Raw genomic sequence first — 17,983 nt, 5'->3', positions numbered from 1 at the left:
TGTTAGATGCGAATCGGGGCAAAAGGTTGCGTAAAAAAAATCCCGAAGCGGGGCTTCGGGAAGATTTCTTTTAGTTTTGAAGGGCCTTTATCGCCTCTTTTATCTTTTCTTCCAGTTCTTCCAGAAGTTCCGGGTTGTCTTTGAGCAGGGCTTTCACCGCATCGCGACCTTGTCCGAGTTTGGTGTCTCCATAGCTAAACCAGGAGCCGCTCTTTTTAATGATGTCAAAATCGACTCCGAGGTCTAATATTTCTCCTACCCGTGAGATTCCTTCTCCATACATGATGTCGAATTCGGCCGATTTAAAGGGAGGAGCTACCTTGTTCTTTACTACTTTCACGCGGGTCTTATTTCCGGAAACATCTCCGCTGGTATCTTTGATCTGAGTAGATCTGCGAATATCCAGTCTTACCGAAGCGTAGAATTTAAGGGCGTTACCACCGGTAGTTGTTTCAGGATTTCCGAACATCACACCTATCTTTTCCCTTAGCTGGTTGATGAAGATAACCGTACATTTCGTTTTGCTGATACTGGCGGTCAGTTTTCTGAGTGCCTGTGACATCAAACGGGCGTGTAGTCCCATTTTTGAGTCACCCATTTCTCCTTCGATCTCACTCTTTGGTGTCAATGCAGCCACCGAGTCAACAATAACGATATCTATCGCTCCTGAGCGTATCAGGTTATCGGCGATCTCAAGGGCCTGTTCACCGTGATCGGGCTGAGAAATGATCAGGTTGTCGATATCTACTCCGAGTTTTTCAGCATAAAAGCGGTCAAAGGCATGTTCAGCATCAATAAAGGCGGCTATTCCACCGGCTTTCTGTGCTTCTGCTATGGCATGCAGTGTCAGGGTTGTTTTACCTGATGATTCGGGCCCGTAGATCTCTACCACTCTTCCTTTAGGGTATCCTCCCACACCCATCGCGATATCCAGACCGATCGATCCGGTAGGGATGACATCCACATCTTCAACAACACTGTCACCCATTTTCATTACAGCACCCTTTCCGTAGGTCTTATCGAGTTTGTCAAGGGTGAGTTTTAAGGCTTTTAATTTGGCTTCTTTTTCAGAACTCATCTGTGTCTTTTCGCTAGTTTGATTTTCGCTAAAATACCAATTATTTCAAAGCAATCAATTTAATACGCAACCTTTTTAGACTCTCCGCATCATACAGGTAGAATCAAACGAATTAGATGAAATTTTCAAGAAAACTCTTATTGATCAATTCGTTATTCTCCATAGTAATATGTTGTATTGGCAAGCTTGATGGAGGCTAAGTTCGTTGTTAATCGATAAGCAATGATGACATAAATTAAAATTATTAACAACGAATTAGCTGCGAAAAGAGTTCCCTACAGGAGCTCTTTTTGTATTTAGGGCTATTCCAGATAACCGCCCTCTTTCTTCCTCATTTTTAAGGTTATAAAGGCAACCGTTATTGCGGTTGATTAAAAAAACCTATTTTTGCACAAATTTTCTTGAACTTAAAATATTGGTATAGCATGCAACTGTACAATACATTAAGCGCAGAGGAAAGAGCTGAACTGATCGAACGTGCCGGCAAAGACCGCCTTACCATCTCTTTCTATAAATACGCGCACATTAAAAACCCTGAAATTTTCAGAAATCATTTATTCGTCACCTGGGATGAGCTCGAGGTGCTGGGCAGGATCTATGTAGCTCATGAGGGCATCAATGCCCAGCTGTCGGTTCCTTCTGAAAATTTCGAAAAATTCAAAACGCATCTCGACAGTATAAGCTTTCTGGAAAATGTGAGATTGAATATTGCGATAGAGCAGGACAATTTCTCTTTTCTCAAACTCAAGGTAAAGGTGCGGGATAAGATCGTTGCCGACGGACTGGAAGACGACACCTTCGATGTTACCAACAAGGGAGTACACCTCGATGCGGAACATTTTAACAGGCTCATCGAAGATCCGAACACCGTTCTGGTCGATATGCGCAATCATTATGAAAGCGAGATCGGGCATTTCAAAAATGCCGTCACTCCTGATGTCGATACCTTCAGAGATTCCCTTCCGATCATTGAAGAAGATCTGAAGGAACATAAGGAAGACAAGAATCTGGTGATGTATTGTACCGGAGGTATCCGTTGTGAAAAAGCCAGTGCCTATTATAAGCACAGGGGCTTTAAAAATGTCTATCAGCTTGAAGGTGGTATTATAAATTACTTCCGGCAGGTACAGGAAAAAAATCTTGAGAATAAGTTTATAGGCAAGAATTTCGTTTTTGATCAAAGACGGGCAGAGCGCATTTCAGAAGATGTGATCGCAAACTGTCATCAGTGCGGCAAACCTTGTGATACTCATGTGAATTGTGCCAATGAGGCCTGTCACCTTCTTTTTATTCAGTGTGAGGAATGTGCAGAGAAAATGGACCAGTGTTGTTCTGAAGAATGTCAGCACATCGCTTCCTTGCCTTATGAAGAGCAAAAAAGCCTGAGAAGAGGGAAGACAAAGAGCAATCTCATCTTTAAAAAAGGTCGCTCAGAAGTGCTTAAATACAAGCGCTGAGACATTTAAACCTTCGTTTCGGTTGTTCGGAAATAATACTATCTTTACGAGGAAGTAAATTTATTATGAATTGAAACCGGAGTGCCTGAATTTAAGGGACTTGCCGGTACAAGATATTATATTATGGGATGTAGCAGTTGTTCAACCGGTAAGGGAGGGCAACCACGTGGATGTAAGAACAATGGAACTTGCGGGAGTGATGGTTGTAACAAGCTTACTGTTTTTGACTGGCTGTCTAATATGACACTTCCTTCCGGTCAGCAGGCTTTTGACTGTGTGGAGGTAAGATTTAAGAACAGCAGGAAAGAATTTTTCCGAAATAAAGATAACCTGACCCTTTCAATTGGTGATGTGGTGGCTACCGAAGCCTCCCCGGGCCATGATGTGGGAATCGTTACCCTTGTAGGGGAACTGGTCAAGGTTCAGATGAAGAAAAAAGGGGTGGATCCCAATGCCGAAGATCTGCCGAAGGTATACCGCAAGGCTTCACAAAAAGACATAGATATCTGGCAAAAGGCCCGCGACCGGGAGGCCGATGTGCAAAAACGTTCCCGTGAGCTGGCTCTCGGACTGAAGTTGCAGATGAAGATCTCAGATGTGGAATTTCAGGGAGACGGCTCCAAGGCGACGTTTTATTACACAGCCGAAGAACGGGTTGACTTCAGGCAACTGATCAAAGATATGGCGCGTTCATTTAATGTTCGTATCGAAATGCGACAGATCGGTTACAGGCAGGAAGCTTCCCGCCTGGGAGGTATCGGTTCCTGCGGAAGGGAACTTTGTTGTTCCACCTGGCTTACCGATTTCAGGTCGGTTAGCACAGCCTCTGCAAGATACCAGCAGCTTTCTTTGAACCCCCAGAAACTGGCGGGGCAATGCGGAAAACTCAAATGTTGTCTGAATTACGAACTGGATGCCTATCTGGATGCCCTTAAGGAGTTTCCCAACCAGGACGTAAGGCTTCAGACCGAGAAGGGCGAAGCGGTCTGTCAGAAGATCGATATCTTTCAGCGTCTGCTATGGTATGCTTATGACGGTGAGTGGGCGAAGTGGCACCTGCTGACCCTTGATCAGGTAAAGTCGATCATCAGCGATAACAAGAAGAAAAAGAAGGTTGCAAGCCTGGAAGAGTTCAGTGCTGAGGTTGAGGAAAAAAATAATAAAAAGGAGTTTGAAAACGTTGTAGGTCAGGACAGTCTTACGAGATTTGATCGTCCGAAAAAACGACGCAAGAGCAACAATAACAACAAGAAGAGTAGCAAGAACCAAAGCCAAAATCAAAACCGAAGGCATAAACCAAAACAAAAAAGGAGAAGACCAAAAAATGGCTAAAACCCTTATGTTGATCCTTACGGGTCTAGTTCTGATGTCCTGTGATTCTGACCTCGTTTACAGCGACTACAAGAGAATAGATAACGGCTGGAATCGTGAAGAGCCGGTGACCTTTAACTTTAAGGCACCTGATACCACCCGTCAATACGACCTTTTCATCAATCTTCGCAATGATGAAAAATACCGTTACAGCAACTTATACCTTATCGTCAATCTTAACTTTCCCGACGGAAAGATCGTGGCCGACACCCTGGAATATGAAATGGCCCGACCTGACGGCGAATGGCTGGGGAAAGGCTTTTCTTCGGTAAAGGAAAATAAGTTGTGGTACAAAGAAGCGGTGGTATTTCCCGATACGGGAGAATATGGCATAAGTATTGAGCAAGCAATGAGAAAGAATGGAAATGTTGATGGCGTGACGTCCCTGAAGGGGATTACTGACGTAGGTATTGCTATAGAGCGTAAAGGAGATTAATACATGACAGCAAAAAAATCTAAAAAGAAAAAACCGGCAGCAACGGGATTCAAGCCCTATATAAAATGGTTCTGGCGACTGTTCGCTACAGGTGTATTGGCAGTGGTGCTTATATTCCTTCTGGCTTCATGGGGGGTATTCGGGCCCTTACCCACTTTTGAGATCCTCGAAAACCCGCAGACCAATCTCGCTTCAGAGGTGATATCATCAGACGGGAAAACCCTGGGAAAATATTATCTGAGCGATAACCGAACTCCCGTGCCTTACGACGATCTGCCTGACCACCTGGTAAATGCCCTGATCGCAACCGAAGATGAGCGTTATTTTGATCATTCAGGTATCGATGCCTGGGGAACCCTGAGAGCCGCCGTGTTTCTTGGAACCAGAGGAGGGGCGAGTACCATCTCTCAACAGCTGGCCAAGCAGTTGTTCACCCAACAGGTATCATCAAACAAGATCGAACGGGTAACACAGAAGATCAAGGAATGGATCATTGCAGTCAGGCTGGAAAAACAATATACCAAAGAAGAGATCATAGCGATGTATTTCAACATCTATGATTTTAACAATAATGCAGACGGGATACGTTCTGCGGCAAGAATTTATTTCGGAAAGGAACCGGGAGAACTGACCATCGAAGAGTCGGCCATGCTGGTGGGGATGTTCAAGAATTCATCTCTCTATAACCCTCGCCGCAATGTCGAAGGGGTGACCAACCGGAGAAATGTTGTTCTGGGACAAATGTACCGGAACGATTTTATTTCTGAAGAAGAACTGGACTCATTGAGCAGCATGCCTCTTGAGATCGATTATCATCCTGAGACACACAGTCAGGGAATTGCAACTTACTTCAGGGAGTACCTGAGAGATTGGCTGAAAGACTGGACCAATGATGAGAAAAACCGTAAGCCTGATGGCGATAAATACAATATTTATCTGGACGGTCTGAAGATCTTTACCACCATCGATTCGCGTATGCAACAGTATGCAGAGGAAGCTACCAATGAACATATGAAGCGACTGCAGGCTGAATTCTTTGTACAAAATACCAAAAAGCGAAATCCTACCGCACCCTTCCAGGATTTGAGAAAAGGTCAGATCGATACGCTTTTGATGCGATCCATGAGGCGTTCGGAGAGATGGAGACATATGAAATATGACCTGAAAAAATCTGATGAAGAGATCGAAGCTTCTTTTCATGAGAAAGTACCCATGGAGGTGTTTACCTGGGAAGGTTCAAAAGATACGGTCATGACTCCGTTAGACTCAATGAGGTACTACAAGTACTATTTGCGCTCGGGTATGATGTCTATGGAGCCTCAGACCGGTCATGTGAAAGCATGGGTGGGCGGTGTCGATTACAGGCATTTTAAATACGACCAGGTAAAGCAGGCGAAAAGACAGGCAGGTTCTACCTTTAAGCCTTTCGTTTATACCGCGGCCATCGATCAGTTACACCTTTCTCCCTGTGACTCCCTGCCTGACATACTCACCTGTATTGAGGCCGGGAAATACGGCAATATGGAACCCTGGTGTCCTGAAAATTCAGATGATGACTATTCGGGAGAATATAAAACCCTTAAGAATGCTCTGGCTAATTCGGTAAACTCTATCACAGCGAGACTGATGGATATGGTAGGCCCACAACCGGTAGTGAACCTGATCAAGAAAATGGGAGTTGAGTCTGATCTGCTGGCCGTTCCTTCCATCGCCCTGGGAACACCTGATATGTCGGTATATGAAATGGTTGGCGCCTACGGTACTTTTGCAAATCAGGGTGTATATGTAAAACCGGTGATGATCACCAGAATTGAAGACAAGCACGGGACCGTTCTCTATGAATATGTTCCTGAAACAAGAGATGTTTTAAGTCCTGAGATCGCCTATACGGCTGTAAACCTGATGAAGGGAGTTACCGAGGCAGGATCGGGTATGCGACTACGTCATAACTGGGCAGCAGATCGTACGGAATATAAAGAGATCATAACGGGTTACCCCTATCAGTTTGAAAACCCCATCGCCGGAAAGACCGGAACCACCCAGAATCAAAGTGACGGCTGGTTTATGGGAATGGTGCCCAACCTGGTCACAGGAGTATGGGTAGGTGGTGAAGACCGCGCAACCCATTTTGCAAGCATTACCTACGGGCAAGGGGCCAGTATGGCGCTGCCTATATGGGCGCTCTATATGAGAAAATGTTATGAAAACGAAGATCTCGGAGTGTCTGCAGAAGATTTCGAGGCGCCTGAAGACCTGACCATACGGGTAGATTGTGAAAAGCCCGGGGAAGAACAGGACAGTATAAAAGTCAAAAAAGAAAAACCGGTAGAGATCGACTTCTGATCTCAGATCAAGATTTATGAAAAGGCGGTTCTTCTCTTGAAAAAGGGATGCCGCCTTTTCTTCGTTTTGGTGAAATATTCGTAATTTTCGGCTTCTGTTTTGCGAATATGAAAAATATATTCCCATCCAACTTAAAAAAGATTAGAAATAGATGATTTCAAAAAAAGTAGATTCTGTACAGGATGCCCTGAAGGGTGTTCAAAACGGAATGACCTTCATGCTGGGAGGTTTTGGCCTTTGCGGTATTCCCGAGAACAGTATTGCAGAGCTGGTAAGACTTGGAGTTAAAGACCTTACCTGTATTTCAAACAACGCGGGGGTAGATGATTTCGGACTCGGACTGCTCTTACAGAAACACCAGATAAAAAAAATGATTTCCTCCTATGTGGGAGAGAACGATGAGTTTGAAAGGCAAATGCTCAGCGGGGAACTGGAGGTGGAGCTCATGCCACAGGGTACCCTGGCGGAAAGATGCCGGGCAGCCCAGGCAGGTATTCCTGCTTTCTTTACTCCTGCCGGTTATGGAACCGAAGTAGGAGAGGGGAAGGAAAGCCGTATGTTTAACGGAAAGATGCATATACTGGAGCATGCTTTTGATGCCGACTTTGCATTTATAAAAGCCTGGAAGGGGGATGAGGCAGGGAATATAATTTTTAAGGGAACCGCCCGAAATTTTAATCCGAATATGTGCGGTGCAGCCAGAACCACCGTGGTAGAGGTTGAAGAATTGGTTCCGGCAGGTACGCTGGATCCGAACCGGATTCACATTCCGGGAATTTTTGTGCAAAGAATTTTCCAGGGAGAGCGTTATGAGAAGAGAATCGAAAAGTTAACCGTAAGAAAAGCCACATCATGAGCCTTAGCAAAGAACAAATAGCACAGCGTATTGCCAAAGAAGTTAAAGACGGGTATTACGTAAACCTGGGAATCGGAATACCCACCCTGGTAGCTAATTTTGTGCGTGACGATATCTCTGTCGAATTTCAAAGTGAGAACGGCGTGCTGGGTATGGGTCCCTTTCCTTTAGAGGGGGAAGCAGATCCCGATGTGATCAATGCGGGTAAGCAAACCATCACCACACTTCCGGGAGCCTCCTTTTTCGATTCTGCACTTAGTTTTGGCATGATCAGGGGGCAACATGTTGATCTGACCATACTGGGAGCCATGGAGGTAGCCGATAATGGCGATATCGCAAACTGGAAGATACCTGGAAAAATGGTAAAGGGTATGGGAGGTGCCATGGATCTGGTGGCCTCGGCCGAAAATATTATCGTGGCGATGATGCATACCAATAAAGCGGGAGAATCAAAGCTGCTAACAGAATGTACCCTTCCCCTGACCGGAGTCAGGTGCGTTAAAAAGATTGTGACCAACCTTGCCGTGCTTGAGGTGACCGATAAAGGTTTTCTTCTTTTGGAACGAGCCCCCGGGGTCAGTGTTGAAGAAATCAAAGAGGCTACAGCCGGGAGACTGGTCATTCCTGATGAGGTACCGGAAATGAAATTATAATCGTACTAACATATCTCAGATCGAATAAGGCAGGTTTCTGCCTTATTTTTTTGTGTCAACTGTATGTTGAGACCCTTCTCGAGTTTCGTGCTGCTGAGGTATGCTTTTGCAGTAGCGATCCGGTGGTTTGCTATGGGTGAGCCTTACCGTCGGTATAAAGGCCCCTGAACAGCGGTGAGCGTATTGCATGACTCATGCAGTCTGCCTTCCCGCTACAGTGAAACCGTGGCCAGGCATAAGGTTATACGTAAGGAGATAAGCGTCTGTTTACAATATTTTATACTCAAAAGTGCATTTCATCGAAAAAATGATACAGATTAACGTATGATTCAAAAAATATTCTAGATTTGAGAAAGGTTGATACCTGAACTGAATCGTTCATAATTTATGGGTGATAATAGCCTGACCACAAGAATTGTAGGCTTCACAACAATTATGTGGTGACTTGAAAAAGCTGTGTTATATTTATTTCGCCTTTAATCTTGAATACTGAATGACTGCTTATGACTATGAGTGAATTTGAATTAACCTACAGCCGTGACGAGGCCCCAAAAAGATCATTTGTCAAAGGATTCGTAGAGAATGTAAACGACATGGTCGAACTGTTAAAAAACTTGTCACAGGTCGCTAGAAAACTATTTATGCTTTAAGCCCCATTAAGCATTGCCCCAAAAGTTGACTAGCCATTAAAAAAAGGAGACACTGACTGCGGTTCGTGTCTCCTTTTTAATTTATTAATCTTTCTGATGTTATTTGGCGGGATATTCTGAGTGCGCCATAATCTCTTTTATCTGTTCGTTATGGCGTATGTTATGACCGGCATCGAAAAGAAATAGCTGATAAGCGTCTACAGGACCGAAAGGCATATCCTGGAAATGATTTCTGAGGTTCGCATCGGTTTTCTCGAGGTATTTCACCGTAGCCGAACGGTTCTTGGCAAAGGCCTTTCTTGTATCCTTAAATGAACCGTATTTGTTCGATGGCTCCATGGGCTCTGAAGTTTTTACCTTCTGAGACCGATCGGTGATCATACCGTAGATGTCTTTATCATCTTTGATCTGTGCTTTTTTAGCAGGATCTCCTTCCTGCTCCAGGGTTTTGGCTATCATATCGAGCATCATTTCCTCAGTAATAGCAAGGTGTTCTACACACTCGGCAATAGACCAGGAGTCTTCTGAAGGTTTGAAGCTCAGTTGTTCTTTTGATAAGCCTTCTACCAAATCAAGAGTTTCTTCTTTGGCTTTTTCCAGTGAATTAACAGCCCTTTTCTTATCGTCTCTGCTGATACCGTCTCCATTTTGAGCAAACATGGAGGTGCTTATCATAAGAAATGCAAGCAGGTAATGTGTGATTGTTTTCATTTTACTTTTGTTTATTTCTTCTAAGATACTGAAAAAGAGCATATAAAGAGCTAATAATCAGACAAGTAATCCCGTATTTTCTCTAAGGTGTTCGGTCACTCATTATGAATCGTTATTTTTACTTAAAACTAAACCTATGCAATTCAGAATGCTTCGTATACTTTTCATTTTCCTCGGTCTGTTAGGAACCATAACTGTTGATCTTCACGCTCAAAGTGATCTTTATTTCCCTGAAAGAAATGCTGACTGGGAAAAGATAGATGTCTCGAAAGCCGGGTTTAATAAATCCAGGCTGGAGAAAGCCGTCGAATATGCCCTTAAAAATGAGTATTCGGGTTCCAGAGACCTTAGGATTGCCATATTAAAGGGTTTCGAACGGGAACCCTATCACAAAATTATGGGGCCGGTAAAGAAAAGAGGTGGTCCGGCCGGGATGGTTTTGAAGAATGGCTATTTGGTAACCTCCTGGGGCGATACCGAACGCGTAGAAATGACTTTCAGCGTCACCAAGAGCTATTTGTCTACGGTGGCTGCAATCGCACTTCAAACCGGAGCAATTCGTTCGGTAGATGATCCTGTTTCAGAATATCTCTGGGACGGAAGTTTTGATGGCGAGCATAACAGTAAGATTACCTGGAGATATCTTTTGAACCAGTCTTCTGACTGGTACGGAACTTTATGGGGAGGTCATGACTGGGCCGATCGTCCGCCACGGGATGGCGCTATCGATGATTGGAGGGCCCGTGAATTGCGGGAACCGGGTAGTTTTTTTGAATATAATGACGTTCGGGTGAATCTTCTGGCCTATTCCCTGTTGCAGGTTTTAAGAAAGCCCCTGCCTATGGTGCTTAAGGAAAGCATAATGGATCCCATTGGCGCCAGTGCAACCTGGCGATGGTTTGGTTATGATCAGGCATGGACCGTTGTAGACGGCTTACAGATGAAATCTGTTACCGGCGGCGGCCATTCGGGTGGCGGGATCTTCATAAACACGGCAGATCATGCCCGTTTCGGTTTGTTGTTTATGAATAACGGGAAGTGGATTGATCAGCAACTCATCGACCCCTCGTATATCGAAATGGCGACCACTCCTTCAAAGGCTAAGGAAGATTATGGTTTCATGTGGTGGCTCAACAGTGACCGTAAATGGAAGAAGGCAGGCGATAAGGTTTTTTATGCTGCTGGTTTCGGCGGAAATTTCGTTATAGTAGACCAGGAAAGGAAGCTAGTAGTGGTAACCCGCTGGCTGGAACCTTCTCAAATAGATGAATTTATTGATCTTGTATACGATGCCATCGAAGATTAAACCGCTTATTATTGAGCGTTGCGGCGAAGAAGATCTTGAGGTGTTGCAGCGTTTCTCTTCGGATACCTTCAGAGAGGCCTTTGAGAAACAAAATATCCCTGAAGATTTCGAACGATATATGAAGGAGGCCTTTAGCATGGAAAGGCTGAAGTCTGAATTAAATACCCGGGGCAGTGAGTTTTATTTTTGTTATGCCGGAGCCGAACGTATCGGTTATTTTAAGATCAATATGCCGGGCGCACAGAGTGATCTGGAGGAAACAGATGCCCTGGAACTGGAACGTATTTATGTTATCGGGGCTTTTCAGGGCCTTGGCTATGGAACCAAACTACTTGACAGGGTGGTGCAAATGGCCTGGGAGAGAGGATTGGACTATTTATGGCTGGGGGTTTGGGAGCACAACACACGTGCTATCGAACTATATAAGAGGTATGGATTCAAAAAGACGGGCGAACATCCCTACGCCATAGGTACAGATATTCAGACCGACTGGATTATGCGGTTTAAGATTCGCTGAATAAAAAAAGGCCCCGAAAGGGCCTTTTGTGTTATATAGAGTTTCTATTCTTATCCTTCCAGACTAGCGCTGAGGTATTCACTGTTCATTCTTGCGATATTCTCCAGAGAGATTCCTTTCGGACATTCTATCTCGCAGGCACCCGTATTGGTGCAGTTTCCGAATCCTTCAAGATCCATTTGCTTCACCATGTTCAAAACACGCTGAGTGGCTTCAACCCGACCTTGCGGAAGCAGGGCGAATTGTGAAACCTTAGCCGAGGTAAACAACATGGCGCTTGCGTTTTTACAAGCTGCCACACAAGCTCCGCAACCGATACAGGTCGCTGCGTCGAAAGCCTTATCGGCATCGTGCTTGTTCACGGGGATGGCATTGGCATCAATAGTGTTTCCGGAGGTGTTCACTGAAATATATCCCCCGGCCTGTTGAATACGATCGAAAGAAGAACGGTCTACGATCAGGTCACGAATTACCGGGAATGCTTTTGCTCTGAAAGGCTCTATCGTTATGGTATCGCCATCTTTGAACATGCGCATATGCAGCTGGCAGGTTGTGATACCGCGATCCGGGCCATGTGGTTCCCCGTTGATCTGAAGGGAACACGAGCCGCAGATTCCTTCACGACAGTCGTGGTCAAATTCGACCGGATCTTCTCCCTTTTCGATAAGCTCTTCGTTCAAGACATCGAGCATTTCGAGAAAAGACATGTCGGGAGAAACATCGCTGATCTGGTAATCAACCATTTTTCCTTTGGTATTGGCATCTTTCTGACGCCATATTTTGAGTTTTAAGTTCATATCTTTTTTGTTTTAAAGCCCCGGTGATCCGGGATAGTTCAACCAAATGCTATTCCTGTATTTGGTTTGTTACTTATAGCTTCTTGTTTTTAATTCGATATTGTTGTACTCGAGTTGCTCTTTGTGCAATACGGCTTCACTGGGTTCTCCTTTGTATTCCCAGGCGGCTACGTACTTGAAATTCTCGTCGTCACGAAGGGCTTCTCCTTCTTCCGTCTGGTATTCTTCACGGAAATGCCCTCCACACGATTCGTTTCGGTGAAGTGCGTCTTTAGCGAAGAGTTCGCCCAGTTCAAGGAAGTCTGCCACACGCATGGCTTTCTCCAGTTCTGTGTTCTTGCTGTTCCCTTCTCCCGGAACTTTTACATTTGCGTAGAAGTCATCACGAAGAGCTTTGATCTCTTCGATAGCCTCCTTAAGGCCTTCAGCGTTTCTGGCCATACCGCATTTGTTCCACATAATCTTCCCGAGTTTCTTGTGGTAATAGTCAACGGAATGCTTTCCGTTATTGTTTACCAGTCGGTCGATCTGATCTCTTACGTTCTTTTCGGCCTCTTCAAATTCAGGAAGATCGGTAGAGATCTCGCCCGTTCTGATATCCTTTGCCAGGTAATCACCGATGGTATAAGGAAGTACGAAATAACCATCTGCAAGTCCCTGCATCAATGCCGAGGCTCCAAGCCTGTTGGCACCATGGTCTGAGAAGTTTGCCTCTCCCGCCGCGTAACATCCGGGAATGGTGGTCATCAGGTTATAATCAACCCATACACCGCCCATGGTATAGTGAACGGCAGGATATATTTTCATAGGTGTTTTATACGGATTTTCATCAACGATCTTTTCATACATCTGGAAAAGGTTTCCGTATTTTGATTCGATGATTTCTTCTCCCAGTCTTCTGATCTCGGCATCGCTGGCGTCGGGGTTTCCTGATGAAACGGCTTTTTCCCTGCCGTAACGCATGATCGCAGATTCGAAGTCAAGGAAGACCGCTTCTCCGGTCTTGTTCACGCCGTAACCCGCATCACATCGCTCTTTGGCAGCTCTTGAAGCCACGTCTCTTGGTACCAGGTTACCGAATGAAGGGTACCTGCGCTCAAGGTAGTAATCACGATCTTCTTCAGACAGTTCGGTAGGTTTGAGTTTCCCTTGTCTGATCGCCTCAGCATCTTCTTTTTTCTTCGGAACCCAGATGCGTCCGTCATTTCTCAAAGACTCAGACATCAGGGTCAGTTTTGACTGATGATCCCCCGATACCGGAATACAGGTCGGGTGAATCTGGGTAAAGCATGGGTTGGCGAAAAAAGCGCCTTTTTTATGAATTTTCCAGGCAGCGGTTACGTTGCTTCCCATGGCATTGGTCGATAGGAAGAATACGTTTCCATAGCCTCCTGAAGCTATTACCACTGCGTGAGCAGAATGTCTTTCGATCTCACCTGTCACCAGGTTTCTGGCGATAATTCCTCTTGCTTTTCCGTCTACCACTACCAGGTCGAGCATTTCATGACGGTTGAAAGGAGTGATCTTTCCTCTGTTTATCTGGCGGTTCATGGCAGCATAAGCTCCCAGTAACAATTGCTGTCCGGTCTGCCCTTTTGCGTAAAAAGTTCTTGAAACGAGCACACCACCAAACGAACGGTTATCCAGCAATCCGCCGTATTCACGGGCGAAGGGTACTCCCTGCGCCACGCACTGGTCAATGATATTGGCTGAAACTTCAGCCAGTCGGTAAACATTCGCCTCTCTTGAGCGGTAATCGCCTCCTTTTACTGTATCGTAAAACAGTCTGTAAACCGAATCTCCGTCACCCTGATAGTTCTTGGCGGCGTTGATCCCTCCCTGGGCTGCAATAGAGTGCGCTCTGCGGGGTGAATCCTGGTAGCAAAAGGTCTTAACGTTGTAACCGAGTTCTGCAAGGGTAGCTGCTGCTGATCCGCCTGCCAGTCCCGTTCCCACAACGATCACATCGATGTTACGTTTATTCGCCGGGTTTACCAGGTTGATGTCGTTTTTATGATTGGTCCATTTTTCGGCCAGAGGGCCTTCAGGAATATGTGATTCTAGAACTGACATAATTTTTTTCTTTAATGATTAAAATAGTGAAACAGGGCGATGAAGATGAATCCGGCAGGAATCACAACGGCATAGGTATAGCCGAATTTTTTGATGAAAGGAGTATACTTGTTGTTTACTCCCATCGTCTGAAAGGCAGAGCTGAATCCATGCCAGAGGTGAAAGGCCAGAAGAACGAATGCCAGGGCGTAGATGCCGGTTCGCACGGGGCTTTCAAATTTATGCACCAGTTCAGCATAATAACGGGAAGGATCTTCGGGATTGGCTTCTACATATTTGTAGAGCATTTCAGGCACCCAGAAATCGTAAAAGTGCAGGGCCAGAAAGGCCAGAACCACAGCACCGCTTATGATCATGTTTCTTGAAGCCCAGCTGGAATTGGCTGAACCGTTGAATTGAACGTATTTCACGCCCCGGGCCTGACGGTTTTTGATCTCCAGCATAAAGCCCATCACAAAATGAAAGATAACACCAAATATCAGAACGGGTTGCAAAAGCGCCTGCACTACAAAGTTGGTTCCCATAAAGTGGGAGAATTCGTTAAAAAGGTCAGCGCTTATGACCGATGTGAAATTGATGGTGAAATGTTGTATAAGAAAAATTATAAGAAAAAGACCAGATAAAGCCATAGCCACTTTCCTGGCAATCGAAGATTTTAATAATCCGCTCATTAGTTTTTTTTATTTAAGACACACAAAAATACTGTACAGCCTATTGTTTAACAAACTTTGACTCTGCTTTTAAAGGGAATTTAGAATGAATTTAAAATATAAACACCTCTTGTTTAATCAGGACCCCTCAAACGATGTAATTGAGCGGTAATTCTTAAACAAGAGGTGTTAAATTCTGTTAAACCAGTGTTTTTTACTCCAGTACCAGTGTTTGCTGATCCTGCTTTCCGTTGCGGCTAACGGTTACGGTATACGAGCCTTTTGGCAGGTAGATCTTTTTATTGGATGAGGTGGTTGTCTCAACACTCTTTTTGTTCAGTGCCTTCGATGCCTTTTCATCAATGGTCAGATCGTAGCTGATCTTGTTAAAGCCTTTAGTCAGATTTTCTTTCAGACTTGCAGCTTCAACTCCGCTTTCATGAACGATGGTGATGGTGGCAGCTCCTTCGCTGCGGCTGTAGATATCAAAATGAATCTCCGGCTCGTACGGTTCCATCCAGCTGCTCCAGGAAGCACCCCATCTTGAAGAATGCCTTATTTTTTCAGGGGCATACAGGTGTAGCTCTTTTTCGCGTACTTCTTCATTGAACCCGCTCAGGGGTGCAATATCGATCACATATACGCTGCGGCCGTGGGTACCCACAATAAGATCCAGTGCCTCGGGTTGAACAACCAGATCGTGAACCGCTACATAAGGCAGGTCTTTTACATGGGGAACCCAGCTATCACCTCCGTTCAGCGACACATACAAACCGTTATCGGTACCGAGGTAAAGCAGCTCTTCATTGTGCGGATCTTCTTTGATGACATTTACGGGAGATTGGGGCAGGTTGCTGCCGATATTTTTCCAGGTATTTCCGCCATCGTCACTGCGGTAAACATAAGGTGTGAAGTCATCCCATCGGTATCCGTTGAGCGTTGCGTAAACCCTTTCTTTATCATGTTCTGAAGCGATCACCCGGCTTACCCAAAGATCTTCCGGGAAAGATTCTGATATGTCTTTCCAGTCACCCCCCGAATTCCTTGTCACATGCAGGAGACCGTCATCAGTGCCCACATAGATGTGACCGAAGTCGAAAGGTGATTCACTGATGCTGGTGATGGTCCCGTAGGCCACATTTCCGGGTCGTCCCCCTTTGGTCAGATCGGGTGAGATGGCAGTCCAGTCATCGCCCTGATTCATCGAGCGCATTAATTTGTTACCACCGAGATACAAAATATCCTGGTTGTGGGGAGATAGCAGGATAGGTGTCTGCCAGTTAAAGCGGTAGGGAGATTCTCCCAGTTCGTGTTTTGGCTGAATATAGGTTTGTTTCCCGTTCGCCAGGTCAAGTCTGTAATAATTACCAAACTGAAATCCTGTGTAAACGATATCAGGATTTCTGGAATCGATCTGTACCTGCATACCGTCGCCTCCCATGATACGTTTCCACGGGTATTCACCTTCACCGTGCCATGCGTCAGATTCTCTGGCATTATGGGGTCCTTTCCAAACGCCGTTGTCTTGCAGGCCTCCGTAAATATTATAAGGTTTCTGATGGTCGATATTCACGGCATAGAACTGACCTACCGAATTCGAATTGTGCTTGGACCATGTTTCTCCATCGTCGTAGCTGATGTTGACCCCACCATCATTTCCGTTTATGATATGGCCGGTGCGGTTTGGATTTATCCAGATGGCATGATGGTCTGAATGTACGTTTTCGCCATTGATCGATTTCCAGGTTTTACCTCCGTCATCTGAGCGTATGATAGGAACACCACCAACATAAAGTTTGTCAGCGTTTCTTGGGTCTACGGCGATTTGAGCAAAGTAGTAACCATAGCTGTAAAAAAGGTCGTCGATATAGCCTTCATGAGTTTTTTGCCAGGTTTCTCCGCCGTCGGTACTTTTATAGACCTCAGCTCCGATCACCGGCGTATCGAATAACATGGCATTGGCGTCTTCCAGATATTTTGCCAGGTCTGCCGGCTTGACCGATCCGCTGCGAACCAGTTGTTTTACATTTTCGGCCCGATATTTTTCCTGGAAGCCATTGGTCTTCAGAAAATCATTTAGTTTTTTATTGTCCAGTTCAAGGAATCTCTCTTCCGTCATGTCTTTGAAATCTTCCTTTTTCAAACCATCTTCGGCAAAAGATTCTTTATCTTCTTCTTTTTCCCGGTGGAACTGGCTGTCATGTACTGCATATATGGTGTTTTGATCAAAAACGGCCAGCCCGATACGGCCTACCCCGTCTCCGGTCGGAAATCCGCTGTTCTCATCTGAAATCCGCGTCCAGGTGTCGCCTCCATCGGTGCTTTTATAGATCCCTGAAGCGGCTCCGCTCCCTTTGAAGTTCCACGCCTTACGGTCTTTTTCCCAGGCTGTGGCATAGAGGGTTTCAAAATTTCCGGGCTCCATCACCAGGTCAATGATCCCGGTGCTGTCATTTATGTGAAGGGTTTTTTCCCAGGTTTCTCCGCCATCGGTGGTTTTATAGATTCCCCGGTGCTCGTTAACTGAATACAGGTGTCCGGTAACCCCTGCAATCACTTCTGAAGGGTTTTCCGGGTTGATCAGAATACGCCCGATATGATGGGAGTCGGGTAGACCTTTGTATTCCCAGCTTTCCCCATGATCAGATGATCTGAAGATACCGGCACCGCTGTATGATGAACGGGAGGCATTATTTTCTCCGGTTCCGACCCAGATGTCACCGGTTTCCCAGTTCACATCGATATCTCCGATTATGAGAGTAGGGGCTTTGTCCATCACCGGCTCAAAACTGATTCCGTTGTTATTGGTGTACCAAAGACCTCCGGAGGCATAGGCCACATAAAACTCTATTGGATTATCGGGGTTGACAGCCAGGTCTACCACCCGGCCACTCATTATAGTGGGTCCGGCATTGCGGGCAGGCAGATCCCGTATCAGGGATTCGTTCTCCATTTGTTCTTTTTTCTCGAGAGCCTGGGTGATCGTCCCGGGAGAGGTGGGTTCAGGTTGTGCGTAGGCAATTAATGCGCACATGAAAAACCCGAAGGTCAGGGATATTGATTTCATAATTAGATAGGTATTTGC

14 protein-coding genes are annotated in these 17,983 nt (G+C 45.4%); 8 read left to right on the top strand and 6 right to left on the bottom strand.

Annotated features, from left to right (window positions below; all coding sequences use genetic code 11):
- Nucleotides 1–70 precede the first annotated feature (70 nt).
- Nucleotides 71–1,078, bottom strand: a complete 1,008-nt coding sequence (gene recA / locus K7R10_RS08635; protein WP_224484279.1) for a recombinase RecA — start codon at nt 1,076–1,078, stop codon at nt 71–73.
- A 425-nt stretch (nt 1,079–1,503) separates the two neighbouring features.
- On the opposite strand from recA, the gene trhO reads away from it, so the two are divergent.
- The 6 genes from trhO (at nt 1,504) to K7R10_RS08605 (ending at nt 8,194) form a co-directional block, all read left to right on the top strand.
- Nucleotides 1,504–2,535: an oxygen-dependent tRNA uridine(34) hydroxylase TrhO gene (trhO, locus tag K7R10_RS08630; protein ID WP_224484278.1), complete on the top strand. Its 1,032-nt coding sequence runs from the start codon at nt 1,504–1,506 to the stop codon at nt 2,533–2,535.
- A 123-nt stretch (nt 2,536–2,658) separates the two neighbouring features.
- The gene (locus K7R10_RS08625; protein WP_224484327.1) at nt 2,659–3,867 is read left to right on the top strand and encodes a PSP1 domain-containing protein; all 1,209 of its coding nucleotides are present in this window, start codon (nt 2,659–2,661) and stop codon (nt 3,865–3,867) included.
- Nucleotides 3,860–4,342, top strand: a complete 483-nt coding sequence (locus K7R10_RS08620) for a gliding motility lipoprotein GldH (protein WP_224484277.1) — start codon at nt 3,860–3,862, stop codon at nt 4,340–4,342. Before K7R10_RS08625 ends, K7R10_RS08620 begins: the two co-directional genes overlap by 8 nt.
- Nucleotides 4,343–4,345: 3 nt before the next feature.
- Nucleotides 4,346–6,685 carry a penicillin-binding protein 1A gene (locus K7R10_RS08615; RefSeq protein WP_224484276.1) on the top strand — a complete coding sequence of 780 codons (2,340 nt, stop codon included), beginning with the start codon at nt 4,346–4,348 and terminating at the stop codon, nt 6,683–6,685.
- Between the two features lie 151 nt (nt 6,686–6,836).
- Nucleotides 6,837–7,541, top strand: coding sequence for a CoA transferase subunit A (locus K7R10_RS08610; RefSeq protein WP_224484275.1), 705 nt, complete (start codon nt 6,837–6,839; stop codon nt 7,539–7,541).
- Complete coding sequence (locus tag K7R10_RS08605; protein ID WP_224484274.1) at nt 7,538–8,194, top strand: CoA transferase subunit B; 657 nt, start codon at nt 7,538–7,540, stop codon at nt 8,192–8,194. The genes K7R10_RS08610 and K7R10_RS08605 overlap by 4 nt, the downstream gene beginning before the upstream one ends.
- 749 nt (nt 8,195–8,943) lie before the next feature.
- Here the strand turns inward: K7R10_RS08605 and K7R10_RS08600 are convergent.
- A complete protein-coding gene (locus K7R10_RS08600; RefSeq protein WP_224484273.1) occupies nt 8,944–9,555 on the bottom strand; it encodes a DinB family protein in 612 nt (203 codons plus the stop codon).
- Nucleotides 9,556–9,691: 136 nt separating this feature from the next.
- Between K7R10_RS08600 and K7R10_RS08595 the strand changes: the two genes are divergently transcribed.
- Nucleotides 9,692–10,861, top strand: coding sequence for a serine hydrolase domain-containing protein (locus K7R10_RS08595; protein ID WP_224484272.1), 1,170 nt, complete (start codon nt 9,692–9,694; stop codon nt 10,859–10,861).
- Nucleotides 10,845–11,378: a GNAT family N-acetyltransferase gene (locus K7R10_RS08590; protein ID WP_224484271.1), complete on the top strand. Its 534-nt coding sequence runs from the start codon at nt 10,845–10,847 to the stop codon at nt 11,376–11,378. Before K7R10_RS08595 ends, K7R10_RS08590 begins: the two co-directional genes overlap by 17 nt.
- Nucleotides 11,379–11,428: 50 nt before the next feature.
- Here K7R10_RS08590 and K7R10_RS08585 read toward each other — a convergent pair whose 3' ends face one another.
- The 4 genes from K7R10_RS08585 to K7R10_RS08570 all read right to left on the bottom strand — a co-directional run bounded on the left by K7R10_RS08585 (nt 11,429) and on the right by K7R10_RS08570 (nt 17,965).
- Nucleotides 11,429–12,175: a succinate dehydrogenase/fumarate reductase iron-sulfur subunit gene (locus K7R10_RS08585; protein ID WP_224484270.1), complete on the bottom strand. Its 747-nt coding sequence runs from the start codon at nt 12,173–12,175 to the stop codon at nt 11,429–11,431.
- Nucleotides 12,176–12,244: 69 nt separating this feature from the next.
- Nucleotides 12,245–14,248, bottom strand: coding sequence for a fumarate reductase/succinate dehydrogenase flavoprotein subunit (locus tag K7R10_RS08580; RefSeq protein WP_224484269.1), 2,004 nt, complete (start codon nt 14,246–14,248; stop codon nt 12,245–12,247).
- A gap of 11 nt (nt 14,249–14,259) precedes the next feature.
- Nucleotides 14,260–14,919 carry a succinate dehydrogenase cytochrome b subunit gene (locus tag K7R10_RS08575; RefSeq protein ID WP_224484268.1) on the bottom strand — a complete coding sequence of 220 codons (660 nt, stop codon included), beginning with the start codon at nt 14,917–14,919 and terminating at the stop codon, nt 14,260–14,262.
- Nucleotides 14,920–15,112: 193 nt separating this feature from the next.
- Nucleotides 15,113–17,965: a WD40/YVTN/BNR-like repeat-containing protein gene (locus K7R10_RS08570; protein ID WP_224484267.1), complete on the bottom strand. Its 2,853-nt coding sequence runs from the start codon at nt 17,963–17,965 to the stop codon at nt 15,113–15,115.
- Between the last annotated feature and the right edge of the window lie 18 nt (nt 17,966–17,983).

This window comes from Robertkochia aurantiaca (assembly GCF_020166495.1).
Classification (GTDB): Bacteria; Bacteroidota; Bacteroidia; order Flavobacteriales; family Flavobacteriaceae; genus Robertkochia; species Robertkochia aurantiaca.
Note: the sequence above shows the minus strand (reverse complement) of the source record. Positions and strands in the feature narration are given on the sequence as shown.